This window comes from Chitinophaga sp. CF118, assembly GCF_900112615.1.
GTDB lineage: Bacteria > Bacteroidota > Bacteroidia > Chitinophagales > Chitinophagaceae > Chitinophaga.
This window is the reverse complement of sequence record NZ_FOMK01000001.1, coordinates 131,282-150,122: the sequence shown is the minus strand read 5'-3', so window position 1 is coordinate 150,122 and position 18,841 is coordinate 131,282. Positions and strand designations below refer to the sequence as shown.

Below are 18,841 nucleotides of genomic sequence, written 5' to 3'. Positions count from 1 at the left end.
TATGATTTTTTAAAACTTTATGTAAGTAGTTTATGCCTGCTAAAAATTGGAAAGAAACGTTATTGCATCTGTTATTCGTAGGAGCTGTAGTTTATGCAGCCTCCTTCCTGAAAAAAGATAAGAAGTGTACAACAACAGAGCCGGATACACAGGCGCAGGAGGCCGTAATTGATGCTGCTGCGATTGTCTCAACTGGCAATCGTTATCACCCTAATACCGTTATAGCGCCAGTAACACCACAGCCTGATACGGTTAAAGTAAAGAAGAAGTAGGGGTAGGGTTTTTATTAAATATGCTCCATGATGAATTTAGGATCTATATGCAGTTTCTTATACATATTCCTGATAAAATCCAGATCCGGTTCGCGTTTACGATTTAAGATCTGTGATAACTTAGAGGCTGTTACTTCAAGAAGTTCTGCCATTTCTTTTTGATTCAATTTCATCTCAAACATCTTCAGTTCAATGATCCCTTCTAATGTTTTGGGCATTGGAAGAGAATAGTTTTTCTCTTCATAATTATGAGCTATGTTTACAAGAGCCTGAAGTTCTTTTGCATCTGCTTTCGATAGGTTTCCGGATCCTTTTTTCATCAGCACATCAATCTTTTCCATTATAACTTCATACTCTTTTTCAAAAGAAGGTGTTTCCAGAAGGAATGATTTTTTTTGTTTCATCATCATTAATTTTATTACAAACTATCGAGATTTAATTCATCATATTGTGCATGTGTACCAATAAACCTGACCCAATTTACAAGTGCATCAGTTACATCTGAGTAACATAAGGTGAATTGATTTATAGCAGATCTGGATAAAATCTTCATAAATATATAGTATATTATTTAAGATTAGGAAATAGTATTTCTTATTTGGAAACTTAATTTCATTTAATGAAATAATTACTAAATAAATTAGTAAATGTACTGTGGTGATTTTTGAGATAGATTTTACATTATTATTTTGTTTGGGAAATTTGAATTAACATGACAACATGAATTAACACAACAATAAAATGGAGATAAAAAAATAATTGTTATGAGAATCAATTTTTAATTCCTATTTTGATAATCATAGGGGATTGAGTTTCCTAAGCCAAACATTATAAAAGTAGCTTTATCAACCAAAGAAGCAGTTGAGCCTGTAATTAATTACCATCAAAGACGTGCTTGTTCTATGAATCATTTTCCAGATATGGAACTGGTTGAACGATTAAAGAAAGGAGATGTATCCGCGTATGATACTTTCTTTGTGAAGTATTACAAGTTGTTATGTCTGAATGCATATTGGTTTCTGCATAATGAGCAGGAGGCAAAAGATATTGTTCAAACATTCTTCCTCGACATATGGGACAAAAAGTTATATTTAAATTTTAACGGAGATGTTAAAGGCTATTTACATACGGCCGTTAAACATCGTTGTCTTAATTATATTAAGAAGCAGAAAGTATACCTGGAAAAACAGCAAGCCTTCAGGCATATGCAGGAGGAACCTTTTACTACACAAGTAGATACAACTCCGGACCACTATAAACAATTACGTACCTCACTGAATGATATGGACGGACAGAGAAGAGTGGCTATTCAAATGGTATATTTGCAGGGTAAAAAATACCAGGAAGCAGCAGATGAGATGGGTATAAGTATCAATACCTTCAAAACCCACCTGAAAAACGGATTGAAGTTATTACGTCATGCAATTAATAATAAGGATCATTAAATAGTTTCCGCTTAGTATATGGAACAGCAATATGAACAGGCTTTAAGGTTATACATACAAAAGCTGACAGGTAATTTATCTGCAGAAGAGGAAACGTATATCCATAAAATGCTTGCAGAAGATGCTGCTTTCAGGAAAATCTGGACTTCGCTCGAAAAGGAAAGTATCGCCATAGGTACAAACGATTTCCTCGACAGGATCGATACTGAAAGCGACCTCCAGGAACTGAAACGGAAACAACAGCCGCGGATATTTCCTTTAAAGAAAATCGCCGCTGTTGCGGCCATGTTTATACTGGTAGCAGCGGGCGCTTATTTCATACTGCAAAACGGTGACAGATCTGCTGATAAAATCAGTAATGTTATTAAACAAAACCCCGGTAATCAGCAAATTAGCTTGTTAATGGGAAATGGGAAGGCCATCACACTAGATAAAGACACTATTACTTCATTGAGCAATGCCACTTTAAATTCCAGCGGCGGAACTTTAAAATACACTTCTGCAGATACTATACAGAATACTCTGCTGGTACCTGCCGGTAAGAATTATAAGCTGATCCTGTCGGACGGAACTGAGGTATGGTTGAACGCTGCTACACGTTTACGTTTCCCATTCCACTTTGGTAGTTCATCAAGGGAGGTATATATTGACGGAGAAGCCTATTTTAAGGTCGCTAAAGACCCGGATCATCCTTTTATAGTACATACACCTCTTACAAAGGTAGAAGTGCTGGGAACGTCTTTTAATGTGAATACATATACAGAAGGTCATGTAGAAACTGCATTGGTCGAAGGCCGCGTCATTACCCGGAGTATAAACGGCGAGAGCCAGGACCTGCGTCCCGGTTATAAAACAGATTACCAGTCCTCAAAAGGATTTACCACCCATTCGTTTGACCAGGAAGAAGTATTGTCATGGATGAACGGGGTATATTATTTCCATAGTATGCCCTTGTCTGAACTGGCTGATATGGCTTCCCGCTTTTATGGCATCCATATAAAATTAGACGAAGAGAAATATGCAGGCGTAACCACTACCGGTTTAATGGACCGGAATAAACTCACCGACTTCCTGAACGACCTGCAAACAACTGCTCATATCACCTACCAGCTTTCTGGTAATGAGCTGACTATTAAATAGTCATCCCTTTCCCGGAAAAAATTTATAAAAAAATATTCCCTTGCATTCACCCTTTTTGCAGAATGCGTTGTAGTTATGTCGAAAAGCAGTTTTTAATAGCTAAATGCTACACCATCGTATAACTTCTAAATGATCAACCAAAATGAGAAAAAGTGTACGTCATTGCCAGTTGGCTATGCGAAGAGGTATACTATACCTTATGCTGAGCTGTGTGTGTTTTATCACACAGGCACAGGATAATACTTCCCCGCTACAATCAACCATAACGTTAACAGGCCATGACATCTCCCTGTTACAAATTTTCCAGGCTATTAAAAAGCAAACAGGATTCACACTTGTTTATAGTAACCAACTATTAAACGATAGTGAAAAACGGGATGTTAACTTCAGCAAAGTGAGTTTGCAGGAAGTATTGGCTTCTCTGTTTAAGGACAAAAAAATAAGTTATGAGGTAAAAAATAACCGTATTGTACTTGACAGAAAGGCGCCTGTAACAGCTGTTCCCTTAAAAGAGGGAAAGCAGGAAAGCCGGATAGTAAAAGGACAGGTGATGGACGTGCAAGGACACCCGCTACCCGGCGTAACAGTAACCATAACGGGGACAACTAAAGGTGTTATTACAGATGAACTGGGCATTTTTTCAATAGAAACTTCAGACAATGATATTCTGAAAGTGGCCATGATGGGCATGAATCAGGAAGAAGTAAAAGTTAGTGGTCAGAAAACACTGAAGGTTACACTTACAGAAAAAGTAGATAAACTGAATGAAGTAGTCGTTGTTGGGTTCGGCAGCCAGAAAAAGATAACTGTTACGGGATCGGTATCTACAGTAAACATGGAAGATATGAGAATGCCTGTGCGTTCTTTAACAAATGCCCTGGCAGGAAAGGTGGCAGGGGTAATATCCATGCAAAGCGGAGGGGGAGAACCAGGGTACGATAACCCTAATTTTACCATCCGGGGTATAGGTACTTTCACAGGGAGTACAAGCCCGCTTATCATTGTAGATGGTGTACAGCGCGATGATGTGAACAGTACTTTCGGTGGTGCCTTTAATAATATTGATCCGGAAGATGTACAAAGTATTTCCCTGCTGAAAGATGCATCTGCTACAGCAATATATGGTGCTAAGGGTGCCAATGGTGTACTGATTATCACTACTAAAAGAGGAGTTGCAGGAAAACCGAGGATTTCTGCTAAAGTGGAAACCGGGGTGAATGGATTGACCAGGTTACCCAAAATGCTGGATGGGATAAACTATATGAAGTTATATAATGAGGCGAGAGTAAATGATAATAATGACGCTATATATTCTGATGAAGTAATCCAAAAAACTGCGAGTGGTCTTGATCCATACCTGTATCCCAATGTAAACTGGATCAATACAATTTATAAGGAGTATACACCTATGACCAACGCTAATTTAAATGTGAGCGGGGGCGGAGAAGCCATGAGGTACTATGTATCTATGTCTTTTTATAATCAGGATGGACAATATAAAGTGAAAGACCTGAGCGGTTATAATCCTAATCTTAATTTTAAAAGATACGATTTCAGAAGTAATGTGGATCTGAATGTAACAAAGACAACCATACTTTCTCTGAATATTGCGGCAATGCTGGTGAACAGCCGGTATCCCGGTACATCGGCAGCGGATATATGGTATGCAGCATATGCTACAAATCCTGTTGCATTCCCTGTTAAATACCCGGGAAATCTGTGGGCCGGACCAAGAAATAATGGCGGCTCCAATCCTTTTAACCTGGTGCAGAATGCAGGTTATAGTTCTGAATTCAAGCCCTCCGTTCAATCTGTATTAACGCTGAATCAAAAGCTGGATGCAGTAGTGCCGGGACTGAGTGCAATGGGAAGATTTTCATTTGATACCTACGGAGAGTTCAATACAACCAGAAGCGGTAATAATGACCTGTGGTATGCCGGCTCAAGAAATTCTGAAGGAGACCTCGTATTAGAACGCGTAAGAAACGGAAGTACATACCTGGGGTATTCTACCAGTTCAAGAGGGGAGCGGATCATGTACCTGGAGGGTAATATTGCTTATGACCGTACTTATGGTAACCATACTTTTGGCGGTCTGCTTGTTGGTACAATGCGCAGCAGGGTAATAGGTGTTGCTGATAACGTAAAGCAATCTATTCCTTTCCGCAATCAGAGTATGGCTGGCAGACTCACTTATTCTTATATGGATAAATACCTTGCAGAGGTAAATGTGGGTGCTACCGGTTCTGAAAATTTTGAGGCGGGACACCGCTGGGGCTACTTCCCCGCAGTATCCGCAGGTTGGGTGATTTCAAAGGAAGATTTTTTTGCTCCTTTCTCTCATACGGTAAATTTACTTAAAATCAGGGCATCCGTAGGTATGACCGGGAATGATCAGTTGGGTACTAATTATAGAAACGACCGGTATGGTTACCTCACTTATATACAAGATGGTCAAAAGGGCATTTCATTTGGTTCTTCTCCTACTGCTTACGGAGGTGTTGCCGCATCAGTGATTGGTACACAAAACCTGACCTGGGAAAAATCCGCTAAAACAGATATAGGACTTGAAGTAGGATTGTGGAATAAATTAAGTCTTACGATAGATGCTTTCAACGATAAAAGAACGGCTATCCTGATTGGCCGTCAGTCTATTTCTTCCATTGCCGGGTATAGCGATCTTAATATCTATGCCAATATGGGGGAAATGCAGAACAGAGGTATTGATGGTAGCCTTGAATATAGTACCCGGATAGGAAAGGATATCAGCCTCCGTATTTTTGGTAACCTCACCTACGCAAAGAATAAAATTATTTATGCAGACAATCCTAAGTTCCTCTATCCTTACCAACAGCCGGAAGGTCATCGTTTTGGTGAATATAAGGGATATGTGAGCAAGGGATTATTTGTTGACCAGAACGACGTAGATAAAAGTCCTACACAAACGAGGATCGTTTTTCCGGGCGATATCAAGTATGAGGATATGAACGGTGATGGTAATATAGATAGTAATGACGGAACCTACCTGGGTAAGTCTTCATTTCCTACATGGTCTTATGGGTATGGGTTTAATTTTGGGTATAAAAAAATATCACTTTCTGCAATTTTTTCAGGTGTGGCTGATGTAGGTATCATGGCCAATGGTACAGATATCACCACTTTAACCGGTGCTGCTCCGGGTGTAGGTGTTGTGCCATTTACAGGTATCGGGCAATACCCTGCAAATGTGCTTTCCAATTCGATGGACAGGTGGACAAAAGAGAATCCCCGCCAGGATGTTGATTACCCACGTTTAACGATCACTAATACCAGTGATAACAATTATGTGAATAGCAGCTGGTGGCTGAAGGATGGTAGTTTTATGCGCCTGAAACAGGTTTCACTGGGGTATTCACTGATCACACCTGATATGAAGAAAAAGGGGATCAGTAATCTGGAATTTTATGCAGCCGGTACCAACCTCTTAACGTTCTCAAAATTCAAATTGTGGGATCCTGAACTGGGGGGTAACGGGGCAAAGTACCCTTATGCAAAAACTATAACCGTAGGAGTTAGAGCACAATTTTAAACAAGACAAAAAGATAATTATATGAACAAGCTGTTGCTTTTTTTAGCGGGGATAATATCATTGTCTTCCTGTAGCAAATATCTTGATAAAAAACCGGACAATCTTTTAACAGAAGACCAGATCTGGCAAACAAAGGCGAATGCTGAAGCTTACCTGTATAATATCTATAGTTATGTATATACTACGGATGGAGGGGATTATGCCACTATGGGTGCTGCTGATGAAACGTCTGTATCAATACCTACAACGGCTGTAAGGCAAATGGTAAGTGGTAACTGGAATGCTGCCAGCGGATATTTTTATGCCTGGAGCAATTACTATGCTGGTATCAGAAAGTCCTTTGTTTTTGAACAGAATATCGATAAAGTTCCCACTAATCAGTTAAGTGATGATCTGAAAACACAGTATAAAGCGGAGAACCTGTTTTTACGTGGATATTATTACTGGCAGATATTAAGACAGTATGGACCATATGTAAAGTTAACAGGTCTGATAAGCCAGGATGCTGATTTTAGTCAATATTCCCGTGCTCCCTTTGATACCTGTGTTGCTACTATCACAGCTTTAATGGAGCAGGCAGCAGTGAACCTGCCTGCCGTATGGGAATCATCAAGCAATAATGGCCGGCCTACGAAAGGAGCCTGCCTGGCTATAAAAGCGAAGGTGGCACAACTGGCTGCCAGTCCGCTGTGGAATGGTAATCCCTACTTTTCCAATTTTAAAAATACAGATGGAACAGCGTTGGCCCCTGCCAGTTATGATGAAAATAAATGGAAAATAGCAGCAACAGCGGCAAAGGCGATCATTGACGGTGGTAATTATAAATTGTTTACCAACCTGGATAACGGAGGCGCCTCCTTCGATCCATACTTATCCGTAAGAGACCTGTTCCTGACAAACTGGAACGACGAAATTATTTTTGCTAATGTTGGCTGGTCACGCTGGGGATATACAAAATGTGTATCACCCGGCCCTGGCGGATACAACCTGTATGATGTGACACAAAATCTGGTGGATGCTTTTTACATGGAGAACGGACGGTCCATCGATGATCCTGCTTCTAATTATAAAGAAACAGGCTTTGCGCAGACAGCCGGTGCAAATAGCTGGGGACATAGGAAAAACGACTGGAATATGTACGCTAACCGGGAACCACGTTTTTACGCTAACATACTATATAACGGACGTCCTGTAATACCTGCTCCTACAGTAGATGATAAGAATTATTATTCTTCGGATGCGAATATTAATGGGGAAGGGCGGACAGAGTTCTATTATAATGGTAAATCGGGTCAGAAATCAGCGGGCAGCAATAATATAACAGGATATTTACCATTAAAAAGAGTTAGTGCTACAGATAATATCAGAAACGATGTTACTTCTTTCCACGGCCCCTACATATTGATCCGATATGCAGAGATCCTGCTGGATTATGCAGAAGCATTGAATGAATACGATCCCGGTAACGGTGATATCGTGACATATCTGGATATGGTGAGAACACGGGCAGGATTACCCGGAATAGAAACAGTATACCCGGAGGCAGTAGGAAACAAGGACCTGATGCGGAAATACATCTTAAAAGAAAGAGCGGTTGAATTGTGTTTTGAAGCTGACAGATACTATACACTGGTAAGAAGACTTATGTTGGGAAATGCAGAGAATCAGGCTATCTACAGCATGGATGTAAATGCAAATGATAATGGATTAGGTTTTTCTTTTACCGGTTTTTATACAAGAAAATTATTTCAACAACGGTACTGGGATAATAAAATGTATCTGTTCCCAATCAACCAGGGTGATATTGAAAGAGACAGAGCGCTGGTGCAAAATCCAGGATGGTAAAAAGAATTCCTTCTTTTAAAACTTAACTAATTATTATGATCAGGCTACTTTATATATATATCATAGCAGGTTGTTTGATTGCTATAACAGCTTGCAAAAAGGATAATGGATTTACACATAGTGCTTCCTCTCCGATGACTATTGATCAATTTACACCTACAGTAGGTGGAAATGCAACCTCCATATTAATTACGGGGAGTAATTTCTCTACAGATACTGCTGCAATTACCGTCACTATCAATGGTCAGTCACTCGCAATTATTGGTTCCAGTGCCACACAGATCATGGCGGTAGTACCCAGTAAATGCGGTTCAGGTAATTTAGTTGTGAAAATAGGAAAGGATAGTGTGGTGAGTACTGATGTATTTAATTATGTATTTACCAGAACTGTAAGCACACTGGCTGGTAATGGTACAGCCGGTTTTTCCAATGGAAAAGGTGCAGATGTTATGTTTAATTTTGGTGGTGAGAACTGGTACCGGAGTTGCGGTTTAACTGTAGATAATGACCTGAATATATACGTTGCTGATCCTGGCAATCACTGTATAAGAAAAATTGATAACGCGGGAAATGTAACTACGTTTGTGGGCAATCCAAATGCTTCAGGTCATGCGGATGGCAAGGGTCTTGCAGCCCAGTTCAGTCTCCCTTACGATGTTACGGTAGATGCACAGGGTAATTTATACACCGTTGATCCCGGTAACTGGGATATCAGGAAAATAACACCGGATGGTACTGCTACCACCATTGCATGGGGAAGCCAGGCACCCTGGAGTGTGGCTTTAGATCCTATTAGCGGAGCTGTGTATTACTCAAGCAACTCCAATCCCGGTAACATTTATAAGATAAATGATGACGGAAGCAGTACGGCTGTAATAACAGGTCTTAATTACCCTGCAGGAATAGATTTTGATAAAGATGGAAATCTGTTTGTGTCTGTAAACGGTGATAATACAATCGAAAAATTTGAGAAAGGTACCTGGGCTGGAAGTATCATAGCCGGACAAACAGGATCTGCCGGATATATAAATGGTGCCGGTACTGTTGCGCGTTTTTCAAATCCCTGGGGACTGGCAGTGGATGCTCAGTCAAACATCTATGTAGCAGGTAATGGTACCTGGGATGGAAGTACCTCCAATGCTGATCAAAGTATTCGTTTTATAAGCGCTGATTCCTGGGTAGTAAGTACGTATGCAGGCAGCGGATCTGCCGGGTATTCAGATGCGATTGGAGAGGCTGCAGCCTTTAGCGCACCCGGAGGTGTGGCAGTAGATAAGAACGGTATTGTATATGTACTGGATAAAAACAATAACCGCGTAAGGAAAATAGTTTCGCAATAACATCCCTCATGAAAAATATGAATATATTTCTGATAGCCCTGCTGATGGCCGCCTGTAGTAAAGGCGTGCCATCACCGGCAGATAACAATGTTCAAAGCACGCACACATATTATGTATCCCCTGCAGGCAATGATGCCAATGCAGGCACTTTAAAAGCTCCACTCCGTGGTATTAATACGGCCCTGGGAAAAGCAATAGCAGGCGACACCGTGATCGTAAGGAAAGGTATCTATTACGAAAAAGTAGCTTTCCCAAAATCCGGCAGGCTCGATAAAGTAATCACCCTGAAAGCATATACAGGTGAAATTCCTGTTATTGATGGAACAGGGCTTTCCATTACAGGGAAAGAAGCACTGGTAACCATCAGCAGTGTTAGTTATATTACTTTTGAGGGCTTTGATGTATGTAATTATAAAAGCAGTACTCCCTGGGCAAATGTCAATGGCATATGGGCTAATGGCAGCTCCAGTAACCTGATTATACGGAATAACAGGATTTACAACATAGAACATAATGTTGCTCCGGCAGATGGCAGAAGCGGTCATGGAATTGAGATCATAGGCAATACTACTATTGCGATGAAGAACATCCTGGTAGAAGGAAATGAGATCCATGACTGTAACACCGGATATAGTGAAAACCTTACTATCAATGGTTATGTAGATGGATTCACTATCCGTGGTAACAAAATATACAATGCGGAGAACATTGGTATTGATGCTGCCGGTGGTTATGCGGCTAATACTACACCTGCTTTTAATTATGCACGTAATGGTTTGATAACCGGGAATGAATTATACAATATTGATATGTCCACCGGGCCTCTTGGAGGTCATGGCGCCATTGGAATATATGTTGATGGGGCAAGGAATATTATCATAGAGAAAAATAACGTGCATGAGGTAGACAGGGGCATAGGTATTGTAAGTGAGAATGATGCTTTCCCTACCAATGATTGTATTGTTCGTAACAACTTTGTATCTAACAGCTGGCGAGCAGGGATCTACATGGGCGGATATCTGAATTATACATCAGGTGGAACGAGTAATTGTTATGTAGTAAATAATACTTTGTATTATAACAATAAGGAGTTGGGTGCATTCGGAGAAATAGAAGGTGAAATAAGACTTACAGAACAATGCTTTAATAACGTTATTAAGAACAATATTATATATGCGAGGCCGGTAGATGTATTTGTACATAAATATACTTCTACAGGTAGTGGTAATGTGATTGATAATAATCTCTATTTCACTACAGGTACACCACAATGGATATGGAATAGTACCAACGGTCCGGCTATCACAGATTTCAGTGCCTGGAAAACTACCAGTGTAAATGACGCTTCTTCAGTATATGGTATTGATCCATTACTGGTTAGCAGTACCTTGCCGGATCTGCATATTCAGTCAACCTCTCCTGCTAACAATACGGGCGTAGTTATTAGTGCTGATGTAAATGGTCAGACAGACATTGATGGTCGTCCGCGGATCATTAATAATAAAATTAGTAAAGGGGCACATCAGCCGCAATAATTAAATAATGTTCAGAATATTTTGTTTACTGCTATTACCCGTACAGTTATTGGCCGCTGATTTTAGCGGTGTAAAGGAATTAATTAAAAGAAGAGTACCGTGGTTGCAGCAGCATATTGTGTTTGAAACACTCCAGGGGAAAGATGTGTTTGCATTACAGACTAAAAACAGGAAACTGGTTATCAGTGCTGATAATGCCAATGCTGCTGCCGTAGGACTCAACTGGTATCTGAAATATTATTGTCATCGGTCTATGTCGCATATGGGGGATAATCTGTTTGCAGTTTCTCCGTTACCTGTTATAAAAGAAAGTATCAAAGTAAATGCAACAGCGCAATATCGCTATGCGTTGAACTATTGCACCTACAATTACACCATGAGTTTTTACGACTGGAAAGACTGGGAGCATGAACTTGACTGGATGGCTTTAAATGGAGTAAACGTAATGCTGATAGCTAACGGCGAAGAAGCAGTATGGCAGAATGTGCTAAGAAGATTAAACTATTCAGAAAAAGAGATCAGTGATTATATTACTGGTCCTGCGTACAACGCCTGGTGGCTGATGGGGAACATTCAGGGCTGGGGAGGTCCTATGCCGCAAAAAGAGATTGATAGCCGGAAAGCCCTTGTACAAAAGATGATTGCCCGGATGCACTTATTAGGAATTGAGCCGGTAATGCCTGCATTTTATGGGATGGTACCCAGCACGCTTAAAAATAAAACAAAGGCACATATCATTGATCAGAAGTACTGGGGAGCTTTTAGAAGACCTGATATACTGGACCCTACCGATACAGCCTTTGCCCGTATTGCCGGGATTTTTTATGAAGAAACACAACGTATCTATGGAAAAGATCTTCACTTCTTTTCAGGAGATCCCTTTCATGAAGGTGGTATCACTGATGGTGTGGATCTTGGTAAAGCTGGTGCAGGCATTCAGAAAGCCATGCAACAATATTTTCCGGGTGCTATCTGGGTGTTGCAGGGATGGCAGAATAACCCGCATAAGGAAATGTTGGCCGACCTTGATAAATCAACAATTCTTATACAGGAACTTTTTGGAGAAAACACCAATAACTGGGAGGATCGCAAAGGGTATGAACATACTCCCTTTATCTGGTGTACTGTTACCAACTTCGGGGAAAGACCAGGACTAAGTGGCAAGCTTCAGCGTTTTGCAGATGAAGTATACAGGGCATCCAACGGGGAATATGCCAGCTTAATGAAAGGTGTAGGCATTATGCCGGAAGGGATTAACAATAACCCTGTCGTTTATGAGTTAATGATGGAGCTGGGATGGCATAAAGAGCATGTCAAAGTAGAAGACTGGATCAATCAATATACCACTGCCCGCTATGGTAAATACAATAAACAGATTGATAGTGCCTGGCATGGATTCTTGCAAACTATTTACAGCAATCCGGGGTACCAGGAAGGGCCACCAGAGAACATCCTGTGTGCACGACCAGCCTTACAGATAAAATCTGTTTCAAGCTGGGGTAATCTGAAGAAGGGATATGATACAACAGTATTTGTCAAAGCTGTTAAAAGCTTTGAAGAAGCTGCTCCTTTATTCACTAAAAGTAATACCTACAAAATTGATCTCATCAATTTCAAAAGGCAGGTACTGGCGAACAGGGCAGATAAAGTATTTGCTGAATTTGTAGCTGCTTATACTAATAAAGACACTTCGGCTTTTGATAAGGGAACAAAGGAATTCCTACATCTTCACGATCTTACCAATTTACTACTGGATTCGCATCCTTATTACCGTTTAAGTACTTATCAGCAACAGGCTATGAGATCAGGCAATCTTTTGAATGCAATGATGCTGATCACTTACTGGGGAGAGAATAATCCCAAAGAAGACAATCTTCATGAATATGCATATAAAGAGTGGAGCGGGATGATGAAAACGTTTTATAAAAAGCGCTGGGAATTGTATTTTGATTATCTGAAAGGAAAGACTAAGACAGCTCCCGACTGGTTTGCATGGGAAAGAGATTGGGTAAAGAATATTACCCAATCCCATTAAATTTATCTTTGCCCGTAAGCAACGATAGATGCCTTCGCAATCAGAATAGATGAAATATTAAACCCGATAAATGCAGCAGTAGCATTCTTATCTAAAGTTAATTTGCTTTTCAGGGCATATACTGTTACCAGGTATTCGTGTGGAAGACCAGGAACAGGTGCAGCCCCTACATAACCCGGTATGCCCATGTCTGTGTTACCCTGGATGGCTCCGGCTGGTAATAAATTCTTTGTAACATCACCTGCGCCGGCTTTTATTTCTTTGGTGTCTGCAGGGATATTATATACCACCCAATGCCAGAAACCACTACCGGAAGGTGCATCCTTATCGTAAATAGTAATAGCGAAACTTTGGGTGCCGGCAGGTGCATTCTCCCATGATAATTGGGGAGATAAATTTTCACCGGTGAAGCCCATGAAATTAGCATACTGCTTATTGGAAATTTGTCCGCTCATATCATTACTTTTTAAAGTAAAAGTTTGTGCAGATGCAGTTGTGCAGATAATAGCAGTTGCAAAGAGAAACAGGATCTTTTTCATTTTACCTTTTTGTTAGAGTACAAAGGTAGAATGCTGCGGAACTGTCAGTTAAGGCTATCGGTTCAAAAGTTACAGATAGAAGTTCAATTTTGCTGTTGGTACTCGCTGGGGGTGAGTCCGAATGTTTGTTTGAAAGACTGTGTAAAGCTGGAATGGTTTTCATACCCTACCTTATGATAGATATCGCTGGGCTTTTCATTACTGTTGCGCAACAGTGATGCAGCAAGTTCCATTCTTTTCTGCAGAAACCATTTATTGGGAGAAGTACCGTATAGCTTTGAGAATTTCCTTTTGAACGTTGATATACTCATGTTGCATAAAAATGCCAGCTCATCGATGGTAATATAATTCCCTATATTGTTTTCTACGGTTTTTCGTATGGTAATTTCGTCCTGGTTTTCATATACTGATGTATGAAGATTCATGATTTCCTGTGGGTATTTATCACACAGGTACAGCATCAGCTCTTCTAATTTTAACACCCGCATAGCTTTTGAAACAGGTTTTTTATTATTCAGCATCAGGTGTAACGACGCTAAAAAATTCTGAAGAAAATCATCCAGTTGAAATACAATGAATGGTTCTTCAAGAGAACTGCTTTTTGTTTTAGTATCGAAAGTATTAGCGTGTTTCAGGAAAAAACTGACCAGTTCACTATTATCAAAGAAGATCAGGATACTTTTATAAGTCCCGTTGGAAGGAGCCGTTCTCTCACTCATTAAGCAATTACCGGACGAGAGTAGTAAAAACTCCGTATTATCGATCCGGGCACTCTTTTGTGAATAGGAAACGCTTTTTGTTCCTTCTATAAGAAAACTAAAAAGATTCTGACTAAGAGTGATCTTGTTTTTTGCAGTATCTGAGAAAGTTTGATAACTTAAAATCGTAATACTGTCATTGGAATTAAAGTCTTCCGGAAATAAATGAGTCCCCAATTTTCGTTGTTTAATCAGGTAACAAAGTTAATCCTTTAAGGCATATTTCGTTTTATCATTTTGAATCCTGTTATCAGCATATATATAAGGCATTTGTAGCCATTTGAAACCATTGGAGAGATAATGATAGATGCCTTGTTTAAATAAAAGGTTGAGGCAGAATACGTAAATTATATAAATCCTCCCCATAATTATATAAACGATCAGAAGGGATGAAGCTCTACCTTTGGGTATGGTAAGCAGATGTTAACCTGCGAAAAAGTAAGTGATATTATAAAGTAACCGTATGAGACAGTTTTTTTCAATTATCCTGCTTTTAGTATATGGATCTGTATTTGCGCAGCATCCTATGAAAATGCAGGAAACGCATTATAATAAGCCATCTGCTGGTGTGGTCCGTTACGATCTGTATGTATCTGATACCACGGTGAATTATTCCGGGAAGTCGCGTTCTGCTATTGCAATTAACGGATCTATTCCGGCACCCACATTATATTTTACAGAAGGAGATACCGCGGAAATATATGTCCATAATACCATGCACATGTCTACCTCCATACATTGGCATGGCCTGATCCTGCCCAATCGGTATGATGGTGTACCTTATCTGACTACGGCTCCCATTGAAGCGGGAGAAACACATTTGTACCGCTTTCCTCTGGTGCAGAGTGGTACCTACTGGTATCATTCACATACCATGTTGCAGGAGCAGAGCGGTATGTATGGTGCCCTGGTAATCCGTAAAAAGAAGGCCGGCCCGGAGAAAGAATACACGATGTTACTTAGCGACTGGACAGACGATAAACCTTATGAGGTTGATCGCAGACTGCATATTGCGACTGACTGGTATGCTATTCGAAAGAACAGTGTACAGAGTTATGCAGAGGCCGCAAAAGCAGGACATTTCAAAACTAAACTGACAAATGAATGGAAGCGGATGCTGGCAATGGATGTTAGTGATGTGTATTATGACCGGTTCCTGACCAATGGTAAAACTATAGATGAGCAACCACAATTTAAAGCGGGTGATAAAGTCCGGTTACGGATTGTAAATGGCAGCTCTTCCACTTATTTCTGGTTAAATTATGCAGGCGGGAAAATAACAGTAGTGGCTAATGATGGTATGGATGTAGAACCGGTAGAAGTAGACCGCCTCATTGTTGGTGTGGCAGAAACCTATGATGTAGTAGTGACCATTCCTGAAAATATGCGGTATGAATTCCTGGCCACATCAGAAGACCGCACCCGTTCAACATCGTTATTGCTTGGCAGTGGTATGGATATGCCAGCCAAACATCTACCCAGGTTGAAATACTTTGAAGGGATGAAGATGATGAACGATATGATGAAGATGAACGGTGAGATGAATGATATGGACATGCAGATGAGTTTGCAACAGATGGATATGAATACGGTAATGTATTCTGAATTGTCGGGCAATGAAAAGCATGATCATGATATGAAAGGAATGCAGATGGATAGTGGTGGAGATATAGTAACACTGAATTACGGAATGCTCCGCTCTCCGGTTAAAACCACTTTACCTCCAGGCCCGGAAAAAGTATTACATTTTAATCTGACGGGCAACATGAACCGTTATGTATGGAGCATCAATAACAAAACCGTTTCAGAATCTGATAAGATCCTGATCAAAAAAGGAGAGAACGTAAAGATCATCCTGTATAACGGTACAATGATGCGGCATCCGATGCACCTGCACGGGCATTTCTTCCGGGTGTTAAACGGAAACGGAGATTATTCCCCGCTGAAAAATACACTGGATATTATGCCCATGGAAACGGATACACTGGAGTTTGCAGCTACAGAAAGTGGTGACTGGTTCTTCCATTGTCATATCCTTTATCACATGATGAGTGGCATGGGCAGAATATTCAGTTATGAAAATTCTCCGGCAAATCCTGAGATACCGAATCCTGAAAAGGCTATAAAAAAGATCTATGCTGATGATAGACAAATTCATCCTATGGCAAAAGTAGGACTGGAAAGCAATGGCAGTGACGGCGAATTAATGTTTGCCAATACCAGGTATCGCCTGCAAACAGAATGGCGCATTGGCCTCACACCGGAGCATGGTTATGAAAGTGAAAGTCATTTAGGAAGATACTTTGGGAAAATGCAGTGGCTGTTCCCTTATATCGGCTGGGATTTTCGTTACCGTAGAATGGATGCGCCTGAAAAGAACCTGTTCGGACAAGTCAATACAAAAGACTACCGTAGTGCTTTTCATGCGGGGGTGGAGTATACTTTACCTCTGCTGGTAATAGCAGATGCTTCTATAGATACAGATGGGAAGTTAAGATTTCAGTTGAGCCGGGAAGATGTACCCGTTACAAAACGATTACGGTTTAACTTTATGGCAAATACGGATAAAGAATATATGGCCGGATTCAGGTATATCGTCACCAAATATTTTTCCTTTTCAACCCATTATGATAGTGATATGGGATTTGGTGCAGGTGTTACATTGAATTATTAGTGTTAGCGGTTCCAAATAAAAAAAAGCCTGTATCGCTTCTGATACAGGCTTTTTTTATTCTTCAACTGCTATAAAAACTTTATTTAATCATCCAGATTTTTCCGTTGATATCATCCGAACCGAAGCCCTGGTTAGCCAGTGCGCTCTTCCAGTTGGTAGCATTCAGGTTTTGTTCTGAACTGGGATATCCCCAGCGGAGTGGAATAACACCACTGTTGCCGATACCAGTACCTCCATCAAATGCGGGGATACCTGTTCTGCGGTAGTTGAAATAAGCTTCCCATCCTGAATTCTGGAACATGGTCAGGTATTTCTGTAGCAGAATCTGGTTTAGTCCGTCTGTACCACCGGCATATTTCACTTTGGTTTGCGCATAATATGCATTAAAATCGAAGGTAAAAGGATACGAAGTGAAATCGCCCAGCGACTTACCAAACTCCAGGAAATAAGCCGTAAAATTTGTTTGGGTAGTAGTCAGTCCGTAGAAATTCATAGAAGCAATGATCCCTGATTTATACCAGGTTTCTGCATCACCTGAAATCCATCCTCTATTGATGGCCTCTGCAATGTTGAAGCACATTTCCTTGTAGCCTACCAATACATCCGGTTCTCCAGTGTAGCCGCTGTAATATCTTTTACGATTGATCAGCGAGAGGTTACCAGAGATAGCATCGGAGTACATAACAGCAATAGATTCACCGGTGCTGGCGCCAACAAAAGCGTTAAAATCAGTTGTTGAATATCCTTTGCTTGTAACCAGATTCCAGGCAGGTTCGCAGGTAACAAACACACGGGCATCTTTCAGATCTGTCAGGCTCTTAACATAAGTGTTTGCCATATTGTACCGCTGTGCATCAGAACCAAAGTTATTCGGACTTTGCGGATATACATTATAAGTAGCAACATAGGTAAACTGAAAATCGTCATCGATACTTGTAAAAACCGGGTATTTAGCCGGCGTATTGATGATGTTAGCAAATTGTGTTGCCACGTTCAGGTCGGCATCCGCTGTTTGTTTACTAAGGCTAAGTAAAACACGTAACCGGAATGTATTCACCAGTTTTTGCCATTTGGACAGATCTCCTCCGTAGTAGATATCCTGTGTAGAATTAGATAGTGTTGCATCCTTCTCACTGATCAATGAAGTGAGGTGTGTATTGGCAGAGTCTAATGTATTAAGTATGTATTGGAATACCTCTTTCTGGGTAGCATAAGCGGGTGTCAGATTCGCTGTTCCCTGTAGTGCCTCATCCAGCGGAATATCTCCCATCATAGATGTCATGTTATAGAAATAATAAGCTCTTACGAATTTGCCGATCGACTCATAAGGGTTTATTGCTGCTGCACCACGGCTTAATGCCTCTTTTTCCATTTGTACCACATTCTTCAATACTACATATCCGTCGAACGAACCATCCTGCCAGTTATACTGGTTATCTCCATAATATTCATAGTTACGGCAATAATACTGGTTCCAGCGATGTACGCCGCCCCAGGAGGCATATCCGTTCAGTGCACCTACATCTTGTGTTCCGGACATGTCGGTAAGGATTGCTCCCAGAATAAGCTCGGCGGTTACACTGATGGGTTCATTCGGGTTGGACTGGAGTGATTCTATTTTTTTATTACACGCCGACAAAATCAGGACGGTAAGTGCAATACTTATTATATGCTGATATCTTTTCATTCT

The 18,841-nt window shown here is 40.6% G+C and carries 13 protein-coding genes; 9 read left to right on the top strand and 4 right to left on the bottom strand.

Annotation, left to right across the window (positions count from 1 at the left end):
* Positions 1-32: 32 nt before the first annotated feature.
* Positions 33-272, top strand: coding sequence for a hypothetical protein (locus tag BM176_RS00415; RefSeq protein WP_090098441.1), 240 nt, complete (start codon positions 33-35; stop codon positions 270-272).
* Between the two features lie 14 nt (positions 273-286).
* Here BM176_RS00415 and BM176_RS00410 read toward each other — a convergent pair whose 3' ends face one another.
* Positions 287-676 carry a helix-turn-helix domain-containing protein gene (locus tag BM176_RS00410; RefSeq protein ID WP_177230256.1) on the bottom strand — a complete coding sequence of 130 codons (390 nt, stop codon included), beginning with the start codon at positions 674-676 and terminating at the stop codon, positions 287-289.
* A 498-nt stretch (positions 677-1,174) separates the two neighbouring features.
* Between BM176_RS00410 and BM176_RS00405 the strand changes: the two genes are divergently transcribed.
* From BM176_RS00405 to BM176_RS00375, 7 genes are all read left to right on the top strand, one after another.
* On the top strand, positions 1,175-1,717 hold the full coding sequence (locus BM176_RS00405) for a sigma-70 family RNA polymerase sigma factor (RefSeq protein ID WP_090098436.1): 543 nt from the start codon (positions 1,175-1,177) through the stop codon (positions 1,715-1,717).
* An 18-nt stretch (positions 1,718-1,735) separates the two neighbouring features.
* On the top strand, positions 1,736-2,857 hold the full coding sequence (locus BM176_RS00400) for a FecR family protein (protein WP_090098434.1): 1,122 nt from the start codon (positions 1,736-1,738) through the stop codon (positions 2,855-2,857).
* Between the two features lie 142 nt (positions 2,858-2,999).
* Positions 3,000-6,425, top strand: a complete 3,426-nt coding sequence (locus tag BM176_RS00395; protein ID WP_090098431.1) for a TonB-dependent receptor — start codon at positions 3,000-3,002, stop codon at positions 6,423-6,425.
* Between the two features lie 21 nt (positions 6,426-6,446).
* Positions 6,447-8,270 (top strand): RagB/SusD family nutrient uptake outer membrane protein, encoded by a 1,824-nt coding sequence (locus BM176_RS00390; RefSeq protein WP_090098429.1) that lies wholly within the window; start codon positions 6,447-6,449, stop codon positions 8,268-8,270.
* A 35-nt stretch (positions 8,271-8,305) separates the two neighbouring features.
* Positions 8,306-9,610, top strand: a complete 1,305-nt coding sequence (locus tag BM176_RS00385; RefSeq protein ID WP_090098427.1) for an IPT/TIG domain-containing protein — start codon at positions 8,306-8,308, stop codon at positions 9,608-9,610.
* 17 nt (positions 9,611-9,627) lie between these two features.
* Positions 9,628-11,145 (top strand): right-handed parallel beta-helix repeat-containing protein, encoded by a 1,518-nt coding sequence (locus tag BM176_RS00380; protein WP_177230255.1) that lies wholly within the window; start codon positions 9,628-9,630, stop codon positions 11,143-11,145.
* A gap of 7 nt (positions 11,146-11,152) precedes the next feature.
* Positions 11,153-13,180, top strand: coding sequence for an alpha-N-acetylglucosaminidase (locus tag BM176_RS00375; RefSeq protein WP_218162126.1), 2,028 nt, complete (start codon positions 11,153-11,155; stop codon positions 13,178-13,180).
* A gap of 2 nt (positions 13,181-13,182) precedes the next feature.
* On the opposite strand, the gene BM176_RS00370 is transcribed toward BM176_RS00375, so the two are convergent.
* Together BM176_RS00370 and BM176_RS00365 are read right to left on the bottom strand one after the other, a co-directional pair.
* The gene (locus BM176_RS00370; RefSeq protein ID WP_090098423.1) at positions 13,183-13,719 is read right to left on the bottom strand and encodes a YbhB/YbcL family Raf kinase inhibitor-like protein; all 537 of its coding nucleotides are present in this window, start codon (positions 13,717-13,719) and stop codon (positions 13,183-13,185) included.
* Positions 13,720-13,802: 83 nt separating this feature from the next.
* Positions 13,803-14,654, bottom strand: a complete 852-nt coding sequence (locus BM176_RS00365; RefSeq protein WP_143097662.1) for a helix-turn-helix domain-containing protein — start codon at positions 14,652-14,654, stop codon at positions 13,803-13,805.
* Positions 14,655-14,940: 286 nt separating this feature from the next.
* Here BM176_RS00365 and BM176_RS00360 point away from each other — a divergent pair, with 286 nt between their 5' ends.
* Positions 14,941-17,151, top strand: coding sequence for a multicopper oxidase domain-containing protein (locus BM176_RS00360; RefSeq protein ID WP_090098418.1), 2,211 nt, complete (start codon positions 14,941-14,943; stop codon positions 17,149-17,151).
* A gap of 79 nt (positions 17,152-17,230) precedes the next feature.
* Here BM176_RS00360 and BM176_RS00355 read toward each other — a convergent pair whose 3' ends face one another.
* Positions 17,231-18,838, bottom strand: coding sequence for a SusD/RagB family nutrient-binding outer membrane lipoprotein (locus tag BM176_RS00355; protein ID WP_090098416.1), 1,608 nt, complete (start codon positions 18,836-18,838; stop codon positions 17,231-17,233).
* Between the last annotated feature and the right edge of the window lie 3 nt (positions 18,839-18,841).

Coding starts and splice junctions, on each gene's coding strand:
- BM176_RS00410 (WP_177230256.1), bottom strand. CDS start 676: ATGAAACAAAAAAAATCATTCCTTCTGGAAACACCTTCTTTTGAAAAA.
- BM176_RS00355 (WP_090098416.1), bottom strand. CDS start 18,838: ATGAAAAGATATCAGCATATAATAAGTATTGCACTTACCGTCCTGATT.
- BM176_RS00360 (WP_090098418.1), top strand. CDS start 14,941: ATGAGACAGTTTTTTTCAATTATCCTGCTTTTAGTATATGGATCTGTA.
- BM176_RS00405 (WP_090098436.1), top strand. CDS start 1,175: ATGAATCATTTTCCAGATATGGAACTGGTTGAACGATTAAAGAAAGGA.
- BM176_RS00380 (WP_177230255.1), top strand. CDS start 9,628: ATGAATATATTTCTGATAGCCCTGCTGATGGCCGCCTGTAGTAAAGGC.
- BM176_RS00395 (WP_090098431.1), top strand. CDS start 3,000: ATGAGAAAAAGTGTACGTCATTGCCAGTTGGCTATGCGAAGAGGTATA.
- BM176_RS00370 (WP_090098423.1), bottom strand. CDS start 13,719: ATGAAAAAGATCCTGTTTCTCTTTGCAACTGCTATTATCTGCACAACT.
- BM176_RS00415 (WP_090098441.1), top strand. CDS start 33: ATGCCTGCTAAAAATTGGAAAGAAACGTTATTGCATCTGTTATTCGTA.
- BM176_RS00385 (WP_090098427.1), top strand. CDS start 8,306: ATGATCAGGCTACTTTATATATATATCATAGCAGGTTGTTTGATTGCT.
- BM176_RS00390 (WP_090098429.1), top strand. CDS start 6,447: ATGAACAAGCTGTTGCTTTTTTTAGCGGGGATAATATCATTGTCTTCC.
- BM176_RS00400 (WP_090098434.1), top strand. CDS start 1,736: ATGGAACAGCAATATGAACAGGCTTTAAGGTTATACATACAAAAGCTG.
- BM176_RS00375 (WP_218162126.1), top strand. CDS start 11,153: ATGTTCAGAATATTTTGTTTACTGCTATTACCCGTACAGTTATTGGCC.